General features: G+C 65.2%; 14 protein-coding genes. 7 read left to right on the top strand and 7 right to left on the bottom strand.

The annotated features are described in order from the left end of the window. Position 1 precedes the first annotated feature (1 nt). Together ACODS4_RS06020 and ACODS4_RS06015 are read right to left on the bottom strand one after the other, a co-directional pair. Positions 2–1,387 (bottom strand): sigma-54-dependent transcriptional regulator, encoded by a 1,386-nt coding sequence (locus ACODS4_RS06020; RefSeq protein WP_488861686.1) that lies wholly within the window; start codon positions 1,385–1,387, stop codon positions 2–4. Then, positions 1,384–3,207 (bottom strand): sensor histidine kinase, encoded by a 1,824-nt coding sequence (locus ACODS4_RS06015; RefSeq protein WP_488861684.1) that lies wholly within the window; start codon positions 3,205–3,207, stop codon positions 1,384–1,386. Before ACODS4_RS06015 ends, ACODS4_RS06020 begins: the two co-directional genes overlap by 4 nt. 131 nt (positions 3,208–3,338) lie before the next feature. On the opposite strand from ACODS4_RS06015, the gene ACODS4_RS06010 reads away from it, so the two are divergent. Next, a complete protein-coding gene (locus ACODS4_RS06010; protein ID WP_488861682.1) occupies positions 3,339–3,965 on the top strand; it encodes a class I SAM-dependent methyltransferase in 627 nt (208 codons plus the stop codon). 185 nt (positions 3,966–4,150) lie between these two features. Further along, the gene (locus ACODS4_RS06005; protein ID WP_488861680.1) at positions 4,151–4,990 is read left to right on the top strand and encodes a uroporphyrinogen-III synthase; all 840 of its coding nucleotides are present in this window, start codon (positions 4,151–4,153) and stop codon (positions 4,988–4,990) included. Between the two features lie 22 nt (positions 4,991–5,012). On the opposite strand, the gene ACODS4_RS06000 is transcribed toward ACODS4_RS06005, so the two are convergent. The 3 genes from ACODS4_RS06000 to ACODS4_RS05990 form a co-directional block, all read right to left on the bottom strand. After that, entirely contained in the window at positions 5,013–5,177 is a 165-nt protein-coding gene (locus ACODS4_RS06000; protein WP_488861678.1) for a hypothetical protein, read from the bottom strand. A 244-nt stretch (positions 5,178–5,421) separates the two neighbouring features. Continuing rightward, positions 5,422–6,939: a cytochrome c oxidase accessory protein CcoG gene (gene ccoG / locus ACODS4_RS05995; protein ID WP_488861676.1), complete on the bottom strand. Its 1,518-nt coding sequence runs from the start codon at positions 6,937–6,939 to the stop codon at positions 5,422–5,424. A 213-nt stretch (positions 6,940–7,152) separates the two neighbouring features. Next, positions 7,153–7,590 (bottom strand): YqaA family protein, encoded by a 438-nt coding sequence (locus ACODS4_RS05990; RefSeq protein WP_488861674.1) that lies wholly within the window; start codon positions 7,588–7,590, stop codon positions 7,153–7,155. A 241-nt stretch (positions 7,591–7,831) separates the two neighbouring features. On the opposite strand from ACODS4_RS05990, the gene ACODS4_RS05985 reads away from it, so the two are divergent. Beyond that, positions 7,832–9,736 (top strand): PAS-domain containing protein, encoded by a 1,905-nt coding sequence (locus tag ACODS4_RS05985; protein ID WP_488861672.1) that lies wholly within the window; start codon positions 7,832–7,834, stop codon positions 9,734–9,736. 90 nt (positions 9,737–9,826) lie between these two features. On the opposite strand, the gene ACODS4_RS05980 is transcribed toward ACODS4_RS05985, so the two are convergent. After that, on the bottom strand, positions 9,827–10,621 hold the full coding sequence (locus tag ACODS4_RS05980; protein WP_488861670.1) for a hypothetical protein: 795 nt from the start codon (positions 10,619–10,621) through the stop codon (positions 9,827–9,829). Between the two features lie 435 nt (positions 10,622–11,056). On the opposite strand from ACODS4_RS05980, the gene ACODS4_RS05975 reads away from it, so the two are divergent. The 3 genes from ACODS4_RS05975 to ACODS4_RS05965 are packed head-to-tail and all read left to right on the top strand — an operon-like array spanning position 11,057 to position 13,821. Next, positions 11,057–11,812, top strand: coding sequence for a glycosyltransferase family 2 protein (locus ACODS4_RS05975; RefSeq protein WP_488861668.1), 756 nt, complete (start codon positions 11,057–11,059; stop codon positions 11,810–11,812). 24 nt (positions 11,813–11,836) lie between these two features. Beyond that, complete coding sequence (locus ACODS4_RS05970; protein WP_488861666.1) at positions 11,837–12,151, top strand: lipid-A-disaccharide synthase N-terminal domain-containing protein; 315 nt, start codon at positions 11,837–11,839, stop codon at positions 12,149–12,151. Continuing rightward, a complete protein-coding gene (locus ACODS4_RS05965; RefSeq protein ID WP_488861664.1) occupies positions 12,148–13,821 on the top strand; it encodes an ArnT family glycosyltransferase in 1,674 nt (557 codons plus the stop codon). Before ACODS4_RS05970 ends, ACODS4_RS05965 begins: the two co-directional genes overlap by 4 nt. 27 nt (positions 13,822–13,848) lie before the next feature. On the opposite strand, the gene ACODS4_RS05960 is transcribed toward ACODS4_RS05965, so the two are convergent. Next, complete coding sequence (locus ACODS4_RS05960; RefSeq protein WP_488861663.1) at positions 13,849–14,802, bottom strand: ROK family protein; 954 nt, start codon at positions 14,800–14,802, stop codon at positions 13,849–13,851. A gap of 165 nt (positions 14,803–14,967) precedes the next feature. Between ACODS4_RS05960 and ACODS4_RS05955 the strand changes: the two genes are divergently transcribed. Next, positions 14,968–15,702: a hypothetical protein gene (locus ACODS4_RS05955; RefSeq protein ID WP_488861661.1), complete on the top strand. Its 735-nt coding sequence runs from the start codon at positions 14,968–14,970 to the stop codon at positions 15,700–15,702. The last annotated feature ends 392 nt before the right edge of the window (positions 15,703–16,094 follow it).

Here is a 16,094-nt window from a genome sequence, read left to right as displayed (position 1 = left end):
TTTATCCTCGCGGCAAAAAACGCGCCCGGTCCAGGCCGTGGCGGGCCATTTTTTCGTTCAGGGTGCGGCGGGGGATGTCCAGAAGATCCATCACCGCCTTGATGTCGCCCCGGCAGCGGTCGAGCGCCTGTTCGATCACCCGCTTTTCAAAGGCGTCCATTTGATCGGACAGCGCGCGGGCCGCCGCCCCATCGCCGCCGACTCCGCCAACCGGACGGCGGCGCAGCAGCGCGGCGACGCCCGCCCGGCCAACCGACAGAACATGGCGTTCGGCGAGGTTGCGCAGCTCGCGCACGTTGCCCGGCCAGTCATGCGCCTGAAGGGCGTCCACATCGTCGGCGTCCAGCGGGCGCGGGTCGCGGGTGTGGCGGGCGGCGCTGTCGGCGACGAAGGCGTCGAACAGCAGGGGAATGTCCTCGGCCCGCGCCCGCAGCGGCGGGATGTGCAACTCGGCGACGTTCAGCCGGTAATAAAGATCGGCGCGGAAACGTCCCTCCTCGCTGAGGTCGAGCAGGTCCACCTTGGTCGCGGCGATCAGGCGGAGATCGACGGGCAGCGGCTTGTTGGATCCCAGCCGTTCGACCGTGCGTTCCTGCAAGGCGCGCAGCATCTTGACTTGCAGGGCCAGCGGCATGCTTTCGATTTCGTCGAGGAACAGGCTGCCGCCGCTGGAATGCTCCAGCTTGCCCGCGCGGCGCTGGGTGGCGCCGGTGAAGGCGCCCGGCTCATGGCCGAACAGCTCGCTTTCCGCCATGCTGTCGGGAATCGCCCCGCAATTGACCGCGACGAAGGCGCCCTTGGCGGCGCGCGGGCCGAAATCATGCAGGCAGCGGGCGACCAGCTCCTTGCCCGCGCCGGTTTCGCCGTGAATCAGCACGCTGGCGTTGGTGGCCGCCAGATCCAGAATTTCCCGCCGCAAATCGTCCATGGCGCGGGAGACGCCGATCAGTCGGGCCTCGATCCCCGCCGCGCCGCCGCCGACCCGACGGCGCAAGCCCCGGTTGTCGAGCACGAGGCGGCGCTTTTCGCAGGCCCGCCGGATGACGGCGACCAGATGATCGGGGGCGAAGGGCTTTTCGATGAAGTCGTAGGCGCCGCGCCGCATCGCCTCCACCGCCAGCGCCACGTCGCCATGGCCGGTGACGAGGATCACCGGCAGGTCGGCGTCGCGTTCCAGCGCGCGGGCCAGCACGGCCATGCCGTCCATGCGCGGCATTTTCACGTCGGTGACGAGGATTCCCGGAAAATCCGGCGACAGCCGGTCGAGCGCGCGTTCGGGCGTCTCGAACCCCTCCGCCGCGAATCCGGCCAGTTGGAGCCATTGCGTGACCGACACGCGCATCGCCAGTTCGTCGTCGATGAACAGGACGGGGGTGGGCGTGGTCATGGCGAGGAAAGCTCCTTGGCGTCCGGCAGGCGGATGACGAAGCAGGCGCCGCCGTCGGGGTTGTTTTCCGCCCGCAAGGCGCCGCCAAAGTCACGGACGATTCCATAGGACAGCGACAGCCCCAGGCCAAGCCCCTGGCCAACCTCCTTGGTGGTGAAAAAGGGGTCGAACAGGCGGAACTGGTCGGCGTCGGCGATGCCGGTTCCCCGGTCGCGGATGCGAATCTCCCACGTCGCCGCGCCGTTGTCCGTGACCGGCGCGGCGGACAGGCTCAAACGGCGGTCCTCCGCGTCGGCCATGGCGTCGGCGGCGTTGCGCAGCAGATTGACGAAGACCTGCTCCAACCGCACCGCGTCGCCGCGCACCAGGGCGTCGCGCGGGATGTCGATGTCCAGCGCGATGTCTTCCTCGCGCAGGCGGGGGGCCAGCAGGGTCAGCGCGTGGTTCATCGCGCGGGCGACCGACACCGCTTCGACCCGCGCCGGACCCTTGCGGGCGAAATCCTTCAAATGGCCGGAAATCACCGCCATCCGCTCGGCCAGATCGCCGATCATGGCGAGGTTGCTTTGCACCAGCGCGGCCTCCCCGCGTTCGGCCAGAACGCGGGTGGAGGCGACGAAGGTGCGGATCGCCGCCAGCGGCTGGTTGATCTCGTGCGCCAGGGCCGCCGACATCTGGCCCAAGGCGGCCAGCTTGCCCGCCTGCACCAGCTCCTCCTGCGCCTCGCGCAGGACACGGTTGGCGGCGACCAGTTCGGCGGTGCGTTCGGCCACCCGGCGTTCCAGCAGGGCGTGTGATTCGCGTTGCAGGCGCAGGGTTTGCCGCCGTTGCTGGCCCAGCGCCGCGCCGGTCGCCAGCAGCAGCACGGCCAGCGCCGCCAGCAGGGCGGCGGCGTTGGCTTGGGTTCGCGTCGGCTCCAGATCGGACAGGAAGCGGATGGTCCAACCGAATTCGGGCAGGATGAGGTCCTGCATCAGATAGGCGTGACGCGGCCCGTCCGGGTTGGGCAGGCTGACCAGCCGGGCGCCGCCGCTCATCAGAGGGCCTTCGCGGAGTCCCAGCGCGTCCAGATCGCTGCGGTCATACTGGCGGGTTTCGGCCAGCCGGGCGCGGACCTCGGCGGGCAAGGGGCGCAGGGCGCGGTATTTCCAGGCGGCGTGGCTGGCCAGGAAAACGACGCCGTTGTCGTCGGTGACGAGCACCCGTTCGCCGCCCGCCGCCCAATCCCGTTGCAACGGCTCCAGATCGATCTTGACCACGGCCAGCCCGATCACCCCCCGCTCGGTCTGGGCGGCGTGGGACAGGAAATAGCCGGGCTGGCCCGTCGTCACGCCGATGCCGAAATAGCGCCCGCTGCCGGTCTCCATCCCCTGCCGGACATAGGGGCGGAAGTTGTAACGCTGGCCGACGAAGCTTTGCGCCGGGTCGCGCCAGTTGCTCGACGCCAGGGCCAGCCCGTCGCCGTCGACGACGTAGAGCGCGGCCGATCCGGCGGTGGCGTTCGCCTCCTCCAACCGGCGGTTGACGACGTCGCGCTGAACTTCCGACGGGGCGGCCAGCAGGGCGAGCACATCATGGTCGCGGGTGGTCAGGGCGGGCAGGTAATCATACCGTCCGACCGCGTTGCGGATGCTGCTGGCGTAGAGGCCCAGGCGCTGCTCGCCATTGACGGTCAATTCATCAAGCGCCAGCGCTTCCGCCCAGCGATGGGCGCCCCAAGCGGTCAGCCCGGTGACGACGATCAAGACCAGGGTGAGAAGGCCAATCCTGCGGAGCCGGTTGGCTCGCCTGTTGGCGTGGGGGCGGGGCGGTTGGGGCATGCCCTCTTTCCTAGGGTTCCGGGCGGGGCGCTGTCCAGCGCCGTCGCTCAATCGGGACTCCGCGTCACTTTCATGACGGGGCAAAGCCCGCTATGGTCCCGTCCGCAACGGGTTGCTGAGGGGATTTCGCCATGGACGCCGTTTCCATCCGCGCCGCTTACCGGCGTTACGCCGGTTTTTATGACCGCGTGTTCGGAACCTTGCTGGCTTCGGGCCGTCACGCCGCCGTGGCGTGGCTCAATCGGCGCGGCGGTTTGCGCATTCTGGAGGTCGGCGTCGGCACCGGCCTGTCGCTGTCCGACTACCGCAAGGACAACAGCGTCGTCGGCATCGATTTGTCCACCGACATGCTGAAGGTCGCGCAAGAGCGCGTGGCGCGGGAAAATCTGGCCCATGTTGAAGGGCTGCTGGAGATGGACGCGGGCAAGCTGGCCTTCGCCGACGGCAGTTTCGACGTGGTGGTCGCCATGTATGTGATGACCGTGGTGCCCGACCCGCAAGGCACGATGGCGGAGCTGGAACGCGTCTGCAAACCCGGCGGCGACATCGTCATCGTCAATCATTTCGCCGCCCCCCGGCCCGGCATCCGCCGCACGGTGGAAAACTGGTTGGCGCCCTTGTCGAAGAAGTTGGGCTGGCGACCCGACTTCACGCTGGAGTCGCTGCTTCACGGATCGCCCCTGGCGGTGCAAAGCGTCGAGACGGTGCCGCCCTTTGGCCTGTTCAGCCTGCTGCATTGCCGTCGCCAAGGGGCCTGACGGTTTCGTGTGTTGTGGTAGACTGACCTCAAGCACAAGTTTTGCCCCCTCCCTAACCCTCCCCCGCTTCGCGGGAGAGGGAACATGACGCGGGATTGGGCAAGGCTCCCTCTCCCGCCGTCAAGCGGGGGAGGGCTGGGGAGGGGGCCAGCGCAACAGCGCGCGGCGAACGACGGGAGCAGATCATGGGCGGCGGCGATCTTTCAGGGCGGCGGATTCTGGTGCCGGAAAGCCGGGATTTGGATCTGTTCGCCGGGATGATGGAGCAGCATGGCGCGGAAACCATCCGCTGCCCGATGGTCAAGATCCTTGATCTCGACGATCCCGCTCCGGCCCGTGACTGGCTCGACCAATTGATCGCCGGAGCCTTCAACGACGTCATCCTGCTGACCGGCGAGGGGCTGCGGCGCCTGATGAGCGTCGCCCGCGCCGACGGACGGGAAACCGAGGTCGCCGCCGCGTTGGGGCGGACCCGTGTTTTCGTGCGCGGTCCGAAGCCGGTGAAGGCGTTGCGCGAAATCGGCCTCAGCCCCTATCGAACCGCTCCGGCGCCGACCACCGACGGCGTGATCGAAGCGCTGGCCGAGGAGGATTTGAACGGGCGCACGGTCGGGGTGCAGCTTTACCCCGGCAATCCGAATGACATTCTGCTCGACGCCGTGCGGGCGCGCGGCGGGGCGCCGGTTGCGGTGACGCCGTATCGTTACGCGTCGGATTCGGAAACCGGCGCGGTTGAGGCGGCGATTCGCGCCATGGCGGCGGGACGCGTTGATTTCGTCGCCTTCACCGCCTCCCCTCAGGTCCGCCGCCTGCATGAGGTGGCCGAGGCTTGCGGGCTGGCCGAGGAATTCCGCGCCGGGTTCCGCAACACCCGCATCGCCGCCGTCGGTCCGGTGGTGGCCGAAACGGTCGTGGCGCTGGGCGGAACCGTCGCCGTGTCGCCGGAATCGACCTTTCACATGAAACCGCTGGTCAACGCCATCCGGGATCTGCTGGCCCGCGATTCGTCCGCCCAGCGGGGGTGACGGATCCCCGCCGCCTCAGCACTCAACCGCCAATATCGTTGCGGAACAGCTCCAGATCCAAATGCTCCATGCGCATGCGGCGCTGACCGGCGACGTTGCGGGCGAAGGGACGACGCAGCGGGCGGCGCAGAGCGGCGCGGGCGCGGCCAATCAGAGAGGTGCAGCGGGCGGTGATGGTCGTGCGCATGGTCCGGCTCATCCTCAAGGTGAAAGCGTGGTCGGGGGTCGCAGGTCTCAGGCTCCTATCCAATCACGCGACCATGACGCAGGCGTGTGACAGTTTTCGTCTCCGCTTGATTGCGGAACCGTGTCATCGGCAGGGATTTCGTCATCCGATGGACAAGAAAAAGGCGGGGGCCGAAGCTCCCCGCCTTTGATCCGCTCTTGCCCGCGCTTGGCCGTCAGGTCCCGTCCCGTCAGTTCCCGCCCCGTCAGTTCCCGGTGGCGGGGCCGAGGAAGACGCTGGCGTGGCTGTCCTTGTCGGCGTTGGCGGTGTCCGACAGATGGAAGGTCAGCGGGGTGGAGGCCGCCGTCACGTTGCCGCGCGGCGCGGTGACATAAACGCGGTAGGTCGCCACGCTGTCGGGGGAGGCGGAGATGGTGGCCGCGTGGTCCTTGCTCTCCGCGTCATCGGCCTCGCCGATCACCTTGATGTCAGCGCCGTTCAGGCCGCTGACGGTCAGGGCGTAGGCGCGCGATTGCCGGGTTTTGTTGGCGACCTTGAAGGTGTAGGCGTTGCGGATGCCGCCATCCGACAGGGTGACGAACAGGGGGGCGCGGTCGCGCAGAACGGTGATGTCCAGACGCGGGCGCAACGCGAAGCTCCAGGCCATCGCCCCGCCGATCACCAGCATCAGCAGGCTGTAAATGATCGTGCGCGGACGGATCAGGCGCCACTGATAGGTCTTGCCGCTGGCGCGGGTTTCGTGGGCCGCCAGCGAATCAAAGTCGATCAGCTTGGGCGGCAGCCCTTGGGCGATCATGATGCTGTCGCAGGCGTCCACGCACAGGCCGCAATTGATGCAGTCGGCCTGCTCGCCGGTGCGCACGTCGATGCCGATCGGGCAGACCTGCACGCATTGGCCGCAGTCTATGCAGTCGCCAAAGCCCTTTTCCCGGCGCTCGTCCCAGCTTTCCGACTTGCGCTTCGGCCCGCGATTGTCGCCCCGGTCGGCGCGGTAGGTGACGACCAGGCTGTGTTCGTCCAGCATCGCGCTTTGGATGCGCGGCCAGGGGCACATGTACATGCACATCTGCTCGCGCGTCCAACCGGCCATCAAATAGGTCATGCCGGTGAACAGGGCGAAGAAGCTGGTGGCCTCATACGAGGCGTTGAACGTGACCAGTTCATGGGCCAGGGTCGGCGCGTCGGCGAAGTACGAAACGAAGCCGAAGCCGGTGACGACGCTCAAAGTCAGCCAACCGGCGTGCGTGCCGGATTTGCGCGCCAGCTTGCGCAGGCTCCACGGCGCCCGGTCGTTCCGGATGCGCTCCGCCCGGTCGCCTTCAAAGAAACGCTCGATTCCGATGAACAGATCGGTCCACACCGTGTGCGGGCAGGCGAAACCGCACCACACCCGCCCGGCCAGCGCGGTGGCGAGAAACAGCCCAAGCGCGGCGACGATCAAAAGGCCGGTCAGATAGTAAATCTCCTGCGGCCAAATCTCGATCCAGAAGATGAAAAAGCGCGGGGTGTTCAGATCGAACAGCACGGCCTGGGCCGGGGCGTCGCCGCCACGCTCCCACCTTATCCAGGGTGCGAGGTAGAACAGCGCCAGAAGAACCGCGAAGGTCGCGGTTTTCAACCGCCGAAAAACGCCCTTCACCGCCTTTGGATGGATCTTTTTCTGGCTTTCAAACAGAACGACCTTGTCGGTTGGGGCGGGCGTGGCGGCCGATTTGAGGGTCGGCTTGGCCTTCGTCGGCTGAACGATGCTACCGTCTGGCATGTCGAGGCGCCTGGATTCCGGGTCAATGAGCGAAACGGACCATAGGCGCACGCCATCCCGTTCCCATTGACCACGATCAAGTGGGACGCAAGAGAAAAACCACAATCATGTTGCGGTTTCTTTGGGGTGTGCGGACAATCCGCGTTTAAGCCAGAGGTGATACGCCGGTGCGCCGCCGTCCTCAAGCGTCTTATTGCACCGCAATATGCCGTATTACTGATAGTGGTTGGACGCGGCAATCAGCGCTATGTAACGCCCAGCCTTCCCCACCGTGACCAGAATCAGGAAGAGCCGCCAGTCCACCCGCAGGATTCCCGCCACCAGCGTCAGCGGGTCGCCAATCACCGGCAGCCACGCCATCAACAACGACCACACGCCAAAACGCTGAAACCACCGGGTGGCGCGCGCCACCATCGCCGGAGACGCCGGAAACCAGCGGCGGTCTTGAAAGCGCAGCAAAAAGCGGCCCAACGCCCAGTTGGACGCCGATCCGGCGACGTTTCCCAACGTCGCGGCGGCGATCAACAGGACGTCGTTGTAACCGCCTGCCCGATGCAAGCTGACGAGCAACAGTTCCGATTGCGCGGGCAACAGGGTCGCCGCGACCAGAGCGGCAAGAAACAGGCCGACATAGGCGGCGACGTCCGGCATGTGTTGGGAGCCTTTTCAATCCTGCGGCGGTCCGGCCCCATAAGCCGAGGAAGATGGACCCAGACAAGAGAAAACGAAACGTCGCTCCCTGGACGACACGACGAATCTCGCTTGCTCAACAACCCATGAGGGATAAGAATGCGCAGAAATGCTCTTAACGTGTTAAAGTCTGACGTCGCGCGCTGGATTTGGCGTATGATGACAGAAACGTCAGGAATCTGTGAGGGAGCGGCGCAGGCGCATGACGGACACTGGGTTTGCCCGTTTTGGCGCCGATGATCGGTTGGTCTGGTGCAATCCGGCCTTCGCCGCATTGTTTGGCGTGCCGCCCGGCGCTTCGTCCTCCGGCGTCACCATCACCGGGTTGCTGGGCGCCGTTGGCGCGCGTGGGCTGCGCCAAGGCGGCTTTGTCGATCACCCATTGCGTGGCGGCGGGCGTGCGCGGTTGTCGGCGGGACAGGGCGAAGCGGAGGAGCTTTGGCTGTCGGCGCGCCCTGTCGATCCTGCGCCCCAACACCCTGCGCCTCAACCAAACGGGACAGGGGATCCGGTCGCGTTGTGGGAAAAAACCAGCCTGGTTCTGGAATGCATGAGCCAGGGCGTGATGGCGTTTGACAGCAATCTGGAGTTGGTGGCCTGGAATCGCCGGGTTCTGGACTTGTTGTCGATTGACCCGAACTTTCCGCGTTACCGGCAGCCTTATGAGGAGGTGGTTCGTCACATCGCCACGCGCGGCGGCTATGGACCGGGCGATGTTGAAACGCTGGTGCGGCAACGGTTGGCCTACATTCGCGGCGCCTCTTGGCCTTTTTACAACGAACGCATGCACCCTGATGGTCTGGTGATCGAAACGGTGACGCTGGCGCTGTCGGGCGGCGGATTCGTCACCACCTACACCGACATCACCGAACGCAAACAGGCCGAACGCGAACTCGCCGCCAGTCGCGAACTGTTCGAGTTGGCCATCCGAGCCGCGCGCGAAGGGATCTCGCAATGGGATTTGCGCAATGACACGCTGTGGCTTTCGGCGCAATGGTGGGCGTTGCTGGGTTATGACGCGGTGGAAAACGGCGACAGCCGCGCCTGTTGGGAAAAACTGATTCACCCGGATGACCGCGCCGCCGCCTTGGCCCTGCTGGGCGATGCGAGGGCGGGACGGCAGGGGGAAAGCCAGGGGGTGCAGCGCTATTTCCACAAATCAGGCGCCATCATCCATCTCGACACACGGTCGATCGCTGTTCCCGGCCCGGATGGGCGACCCTTCCGCATCGTCGGCTCCCACACGGATGTGACGGAGAGGGTTCGCGCCGCCGAAGCGGTCCGCGCCGCCAAGGACGAGGCCGAACGGGCGTTGCAGGATTTGAAAGAGGCCCAGGTGCATTTGATCCAGGCGGAGAAGATGGCGGCGCTGGGATCGCTGGTCGCCGGGGTGACTCATGAAATCAACACGCCCATTGGCATCGCGCTGAGCGGGGCGTCCTTGCTGGCCGACAAGGCGCGCGATCTGCGGCTGTTGTTCGACGCTGGAACGATGCGTCGGGGCGATTTTGTTGATTTCATGAAGACCGTGGACGAGGCGACCCACCTGATGCTGCTGAACATCGAGCGGGCGGCTCGTTTGATGCAAAGTTTCAAACAGATCGCCGTCGATCAAGCCAGCGAGGAGCGCCGGGTCTTTGATCTGAACGATTACATCCACGAGGTGCTGCGCAGTCTTGGCATGCGCATCCGTCGCTCTGGCCACGCTGTCCGTGTGAACTGCCCGGAGAATTTAACGCTCGACAGCTATCCGGGCGCGATCAGCCAGATCCTAACCAATCTGGTGATGAACTCGATCATTCACGGCTATGATCCTGAGGAAACGGGCCATCTGAACATCGAGGCGCGCTGCGACGGCGATGTTGTGGAGTTGATCTATGCCGATGATGGAAAAGGAATTCCCGAGACGATTCAAGCGCGGGTGTTCGAGCCTTTCTTCACCACCTGCCGTGATCGTGGCGGAAGCGGTCTTGGCTTGAACATTCTCCACACCCTGGTCACGCGCACCCTGCGCGGCACGGTGCGTCTGGACAGCGGATCGGGAATGGGGACGAGTTTCACTTTGCGTTTTCCCCGTGAGATCACATGGGCGCGGGGATTGGCCTGAGTCAACACAAGCGTGAGCCAAAGAAAACCCCCGATCCGAACGAACGGAACGGGGGCTTTGCAAGGACCATTGGCCGCAAGGAACCAACGGTTATTGTGGACGGCGCGACGCGCGATGAGCCGGGATCGGGATCGGGCGAATGGCCTGCTCCTCCCGGCGGCTGGCCGACATGTCGATTTCAATGCGCGACAACGCTTTGCGCAGTTCGTGCACGGTCTCAGACAGGGATTGGATCGTGGCTTCGTTGGGCTGCTGACGCCAACCGCGATAGGCGGTGATGCAGGCCTTGGCGGTGTCGCGCAGACGCCCTTCCACCGCATCGACCGGCGGCGCCGGGCCGGTGGCCGACGCCGCTGGACGGGGGGCCTCCGGCGCAACCGGCGCCGGGGCGGCGGCGGGCGGCGCGGCCACCGGCGGGGGTTCCGGGCGGCTCAAACGCAGGGTCTCCGTAGGGGCCGGAGCCGCTGGAGTTGGCCCGGCGTCGTCGGTTCGCGCCTCTGGCCGAGTCAGACGGGGGCGAAGTCGGTTGCCCGCCGCGCGGTCAGCCGAGGCGTCGCTTTCCGTCGCCGTCGAGGGCGCGGCCTCACCCGCCGGAGCGGCTTCGACCACTGGGGAAACCGGAGCGGGAGTGGTCTGAGGTTCCGCCGCTGTCGCGGGCGGCGCGACCGCGCCGCTGTCGCTGACGTTCAATTCACCCTGACCGCTGGCGGCTTCCGCCTTTTTGATGATGTAAGAAATCGCGCTGGGCGTGCATTCAAACTCACGCGCGATGGCCGACAACGTCGCGCCACCGTTGTAGCGTTCAAGAATTTCCGGCCAGGCCGATTGAGGAATACGGCCGCGCTTCTTGGGAGACTCCGGTTCGCTCCCGGTATCTGCGTTCATTATGTCGCTCGGTTGCCAAAGTGAATTTTGAGTCATTCGTCAGCATGTTTCGCCGGATCGCACGCTTTTGACGTTAGGAACACGCGGGCGCGTGCGACAACATCATCGGGCTTCACGCTGGCGGGCGATGTTTTCGGTACGGATGACTATCGGAAACTCTTGTCAAAAACGCCAGCATAACTTTGCGTGGAATCACGAATTTGTTGCGGTCCACCACCAGATGGCGGGTGAATGGATTTAAAAACCACCAATGGTGAGAGCGATTTGAAAACAAACAGAGATGCGTGGGCTGGCGGCGTCCTGACAAACGGGGCCGCGCAAGCCGCCGCGCCCGACGTTGCGGTTCGGGCGGGTCTGGCCTCCTCATTCCAGCATCCTTTTCCTCTACCGCTCACCGCGCCGCGAGAGTATTTTGCCGCCCGTTCGATGAATGGGATGACCGCAGTGAGCATTTTTTCGGAAGGCCGACCGCCAGTGCGGTTGTCGGTCGTCGTTCCGGTTTTCAACGAAGCCGACAATGTGCTGCCGCTGCTCGACGAGATCGAGCGGGCGTTGGCGCCGCTTGGCGGCTTCGAGGTGATCTTTGTTGACGATCAATCCGACGACGACACCCAAGCGCGCCTTGCTCCGGCGATCGCGGCGGGACGTTTGCGCGTTCTGCGGCATCACAGCCGGTCAGGGCAGAGCGCCGCCGTGCGCACCGGCGTGAAGGCGGCGCGCGGCGAGTGGGTGGTGACGTTGGACGGCGACGGACAAAACGACCCCGCCGACATTCCGGCCTTGTTCGCCCTGGTGTCCGATGGTCAGGCGGGATCCCCGGTTCTGGTCGGCGGAATTCGACAAAAGCGGCAAGACACGCTGTCCAAGCGCTTGGCCTCGCGCGTGGCCAACGCCGTTCGCCAAGCCTTTCTTCAGGATGGCTGCGCCGACAGCGGTTGCGGGCTGAAGCTGTTCCGGCGCGACGCCTTTCTGGATTTGCCGTTTTTCGGCGCCATTCACCGCTTCCTGCCCGCCTTGTTCCGGGCGCACGGCCACCCGGTGGCCTATGTTCCGGTCAATCATCGCCCGCGCGAACGTGGGGTGTCGAAATACAACAATTGGCGGCGCGGGCTGATCGGCGTGGTCGATCTTTTGGGGGTCTATTGGCTGAAACGGCGAACCAAGCGCTCGCCTGTTTCTGAAGATTTGTAAAATCGTCGATCACGGAACTCCAACATGCTCGAACGCGCCATCGCCTGGTTCCAAGACCAGAGCACGACCGATCTGATCTGGATTGGGTTGGGTTTTTTTGCTCAGTTTCTCTTCATGATGCGCTTTGTCGTTCAATGGATCGCCAGTGAGCGCGCGAAGCGAAGCGTCATGCCAGAGGTTTTCTGGTATTTTTCCATCGGCGGTGGCGTTTTGCTGTTGGCCTACTCCATCTACCGGGTTGACCCGGTTTATATGTTTGGCCAGGGGTTGGGGCTTATCATTTATCTGCGCAATCTCTATTTTGTCTGGAACAACAAAAAGAACGGGGGAGAGGCGTGACGGGCCGCCTGCCGCTCTACGCCTATCTTCTTCTGGCGCTGCTGAGCGCCGGGCTGTTCCTGCCCGGATTTTCCAGTCTGCCGCCCTTTGACCGGGACGAGGCGCGTTTCGCGCAAGCCTCTTCGCAAATGCTCGACAGCGGCAATTACGTCGACATCCGGTTTCAGGAGGAGACGCGCTACAAAAAACCGGTCGGGATTTACTGGCTGCAAAGCGCCTCCACCGCCCTTGCGTCGGCGGTCGTCGGCGATTCCAAGGTGATCTGGACGTATCGGATCCCGTCCTTTCTGGGCGCGGTTCTCGCCGTTCTGGCCAGCGCCTGGACCGGAGCGCGGCTGTTTGGCGGTCCCGTCGGGTTTCTCACCGGGCTGATGATGGCGTCCTGCGTCGTTCTGGGCGTTGAAGCCCGCATGGCCAAAACCGACGCGGTGCTGCTCGCCACCGTGGTGATCGGGCAGGCGGCGTTGGCGCAGCTCTATGTGACGCGCGGCCAGGACGCGCCGATGGGACGCGCGGCCTGGACGCTGCCGCTGCTCTTCTGGGTTTCAGCGGGGTTGGGCATTCTCATCAAAGGGCCGATTGTCTTGCTGGTGTCGGGCAGCACGTTGTTGGCGCTGGCGCTGTGGGATCGCGAGGCGGCCTGGATGAAACGGCTGAAGCCGTTGGCCGGTCTTGGAATCGTGCTGGCCATCGCCGCGCCCTGGCTCGTCGCCATCGCCATCAAGACCAACGGCGCCTTCTTCGCCGAATCCGTCGGGCATGACATGCTGGGCAAGGTCGCGGGCGGGCAGGAGGGCAAGGGGCTGCCGCCGGGTTATTATCTGGGCAGCTTCTGGATCACGTTCGCGCCCTGGTCGTTTCTGGCTCTGCTGGCGGTTCCCTGGGTGTGGGCGAAGCGTCGGAGCGACGCCGTGCGCTTCTGCGTCGCCTGGATCGCGCCAAGCTGGCTGGTGTTCGAGGCTGTGCCGACCAAGCTGCTGCACTACACGTTGCCGGTTTTTCCGGCCATCGCCGCGCTGGCGGCGGCGGCCCTGTTGGATCATTTTGGCCGCAAACAGGACCATCCCCGCCGGATCCTGACGGCGATGGCGGTTGGTTTGGGGGGCTTGGGATTTGGCGCTTTAACCTTGGCGGTGGCGGCGCTTCCCTATCTGGTGGATGGACGCATCGATCCGGTTGGTTTGGCGCTGGTTCCGGCGGTGGCCGGGCTGTTCGCCCTGTCGGCGCGCGGCTTGCTCCACGGCCAACACCGTTCCGGCATTCTGGCCGGGCTGGCGGCGGCGGGGCTGCTCTACGCCGGAACCTATGGCGTGGTGTTGCCCGCCATCAACGGAATCTGGATCAGCCGACAGGCGGCGCAGGCGGTGGCGGCGGTGCGGCCCTGCCCGAACAGCGTGGTCGCCTCGGCGGGCTATTCCGAACCGAGTCTTGTCTTTCTGCTCGGCACATCCACCAAGTTGGGCGGCGGCGGCGCGGCGGCGGCGCATTTGGCGGTCGATCCGGCTTGCGCTCTGGCGTTGGTTGAGGATCGCGAGGAGGCGGCGTTCCGCGCCGTCGCCGATTCGGCCTTCGGCCTGCACGGCCCATCCCATCTGGCCGAGATTTCCGGCATCAACTACAACACCGGCAAGCGGGTTCACTTGACCCTGTACGCCCGTCCGGGGAACTGACGGACGGGCGACAGGCGCAACGGCGGATCACCCGGCGTCGGGATGTTCCTCGGGCCGCCACAGCCAGGCGGCGCCGCGCACGCCGCTTGAATCGCCGTGCAAGGCTTGACGCACCGGCGTGTCGAAACGGTCGCTGAAGACCCAGCGGGCGATGGCCGTCGGCAACCGCTCATACAGAATGGCGGCGTTCGACAGGCCGCCGCCCAGCACGATGACGTCGGGATCCAACAGATTGACCACGCTGGCGAAACCACGACCCAGCCGGTCCACCAGCCGGTCGACGCTGGCGGCGCAGGCCGCGTCGCCTTCGCTTGCGCGGGTGATGATCGCGTGGGCGGTCAGCGTTTCGCCGGTCATGGCGGCATGGTCGGCGGCCATCGCCGGGCCGGACAGGTGGGTTTCCAGGCAGCCGCGACGCCCGCAATAGCAGGCCGGACCGGGGCGCTCCGCGTCGGTTGGCCAGGGCAGCGGGTTGTGTCCCCACTCGCCGCCGATGGCGTTGCGCCCCGACAAAGGGCGGCCATGGGCGACGATTCCGGCGCCGCAGCCGGTCCCGAGAATGGCGGCGAAGACCACGCCGCACCCGGCGCCAGCCCCATCCGCCGCTTCCGACACCGCCAGACAATTGGCGTCGTTCTCGACCCGCACCGGACGGTTCAGGGCGTCGCTCAGGTCGCGGTCGAGCGGATGCCCGATCAACCACGTCGAATTCGCGTTCTTCACCAGCCCGGTGGCGGGGGAGATGGCCCCTGGAATGCCGACGCCGACCGTCGCCCGTTCGCCGATTTCGCTTTCCAGCGACTGGACGAGAGCGGTGATGGTGGCGATCGTGCCTGCGTAATCGTCGCGCGCCGACGGAACCCGCCGCCGGAGCAACGCGCCGCCGTGGCGGTCGAGGACGATGCCCTCGGTCTTCGTGCCGCCAAGATCAATGCCGATGCGATGCATAACCGCAGCAATAGCGGTGAAGCCGCTTTGCATCAAGCCGTCCTGTGACAAGAGAGGCGATGCGGTTGGGACAAATGGCGCGGGCCGGGCAAATCGCTTGGAGCGGCTGGGGCGATGCGGTAGAACGTCGCCTTGGCTGCGTGAAAGGCTGTTTCTTCACCAGCTCGCCTGTTCAAACGAACCGCGCCACCGGAGCACATGATGAGTAGCCTGCGCGCCGCCCTTATCCCGTCGTCTTCCCCATTGCGCCGCATGGCCCTGCTGGGCGTGGCGCTGGCAGCCCCGCTTGTCCTGTCGGGGGCGGCTATGGCGGCTGGGGCAAAGCCCGCCGTCTCCAAGCCGCAAAGCTGCTACACCCGCAGCGAGCACGCGGCGGAGCAATTGATTCGCATGCACACCGAGATGATGATCGTCGGGCTGACGTGCAAAAACGTCGTGCCGGAAAAGAATCCGTTCGGCGTGTATCAGGATTTCTCGGTCAAGAATCGCGCTCTGCTGTCCGGTTCGGAAGCGACGATGATCGGTCATTATAGAAAGACCAACGGTTCCAGCGCGACGAAGAATTTCGACACGTTTCGCACGGAACTGGCGAATGAAATCAGCCGTCGCGCCGCGACCATCGGCATTCCGCAATATTGCGAGACCTTCGTTGACCGTTCCCAAGCGGCCAAGGATCTGACCCCCGACGATCTGCGCGTTCTGACCAGCGACGAGAAAAACGCCGGGCTGATGCTTCTGGCGAGCAAGCCGTTGTGCGATGTGAAGGTGGTCAGCGTTCCCGACACCAGCCCGTTCCAGGTGGCGCAGGCGCGGACCTCGACGGCGGCCAAGCCCGTGAAGCCGGCCAAGGCGAAGGCCAAGCCCGCCGCCAAGGCTCCGGCAAAGCCAAAGGTCGCCGCAATTCCGGCGTCGCAGACCGTCGCGGTTCGCTGACATCAGGGTTCTTCATAGGTTTTTGTTGATGACGAAGGCCCCATCCGCAACCAGCGGATGGGGCCTTCGTCGTTTTTGCCAATGCGGGACGCATGCGCAACACACAAATCTGTCTTGCAAAAATCCACCGGACTGGTACTACCGAAACAAGGCGCGGGTTTGCCTCCGTTCCGCCCAAGGCGGGGTGAGAGGGATGTCCCGAACGCGAAAAATCATGGCCCGTCAATTCAATAGGCGGGTGGACCAGACAGGGGGCTGCTGTTGCGTGATCGGTGTGCCGCGTGTGCCCGTGTCGTGGCGCCCTGCCTTTGCGACTCGCTGAAGGTGGGGTGACGCGATGGATTATTTTCTACAGCAATTGATCAACGGCCTATCGCTTGGGGCCATTTATG

Source organism: Azospirillum sp. FG154, assembly GCF_057809575.1.
This window is presented reverse-complemented; position numbering and strand designations above follow the sequence as displayed.

Excerpts from the sequence above, each read along its gene's own strand:
- ACODS4_RS05975 (WP_488861668.1), top strand. The coding sequence starts at position 11,057 with ATGACCGCAGTGAGCATTTTTTCGGAAGGCCGACCGCCAGTGCGGTTG.
- ACODS4_RS06000 (WP_488861678.1), bottom strand. The coding sequence starts at position 5,177 with ATGCGCACGACCATCACCGCCCGCTGCACCTCTCTGATTGGCCGCGCC.
- ACODS4_RS06015 (WP_488861684.1), bottom strand. The coding sequence starts at position 3,207 with ATGCCCCAACCGCCCCGCCCCCACGCCAACAGGCGAGCCAACCGGCTC.
- ACODS4_RS06010 (WP_488861682.1), top strand. The coding sequence starts at position 3,339 with ATGGACGCCGTTTCCATCCGCGCCGCTTACCGGCGTTACGCCGGTTTT.
- ACODS4_RS06005 (WP_488861680.1), top strand. The coding sequence starts at position 4,151 with ATGGGCGGCGGCGATCTTTCAGGGCGGCGGATTCTGGTGCCGGAAAGC.
- ACODS4_RS05960 (WP_488861663.1), bottom strand. The coding sequence starts at position 14,802 with ATGCAAAGCGGCTTCACCGCTATTGCTGCGGTTATGCATCGCATCGGC.
- ACODS4_RS05955 (WP_488861661.1), top strand. The coding sequence starts at position 14,968 with ATGATGAGTAGCCTGCGCGCCGCCCTTATCCCGTCGTCTTCCCCATTG.
- ACODS4_RS05970 (WP_488861666.1), top strand. The coding sequence starts at position 11,837 with ATGCTCGAACGCGCCATCGCCTGGTTCCAAGACCAGAGCACGACCGAT.
- ACODS4_RS05990 (WP_488861674.1), bottom strand. The coding sequence starts at position 7,590 with ATGCCGGACGTCGCCGCCTATGTCGGCCTGTTTCTTGCCGCTCTGGTC.
- ACODS4_RS06020 (WP_488861686.1), bottom strand. The coding sequence starts at position 1,387 with ATGACCACGCCCACCCCCGTCCTGTTCATCGACGACGAACTGGCGATG.
- ACODS4_RS05985 (WP_488861672.1), top strand. The coding sequence starts at position 7,832 with ATGACGGACACTGGGTTTGCCCGTTTTGGCGCCGATGATCGGTTGGTC.
- ccoG (WP_488861676.1), bottom strand. The coding sequence starts at position 6,939 with ATGCCAGACGGTAGCATCGTTCAGCCGACGAAGGCCAAGCCGACCCTC.
- ACODS4_RS05980 (WP_488861670.1), bottom strand. The coding sequence starts at position 10,621 with ATGAACGCAGATACCGGGAGCGAACCGGAGTCTCCCAAGAAGCGCGGC.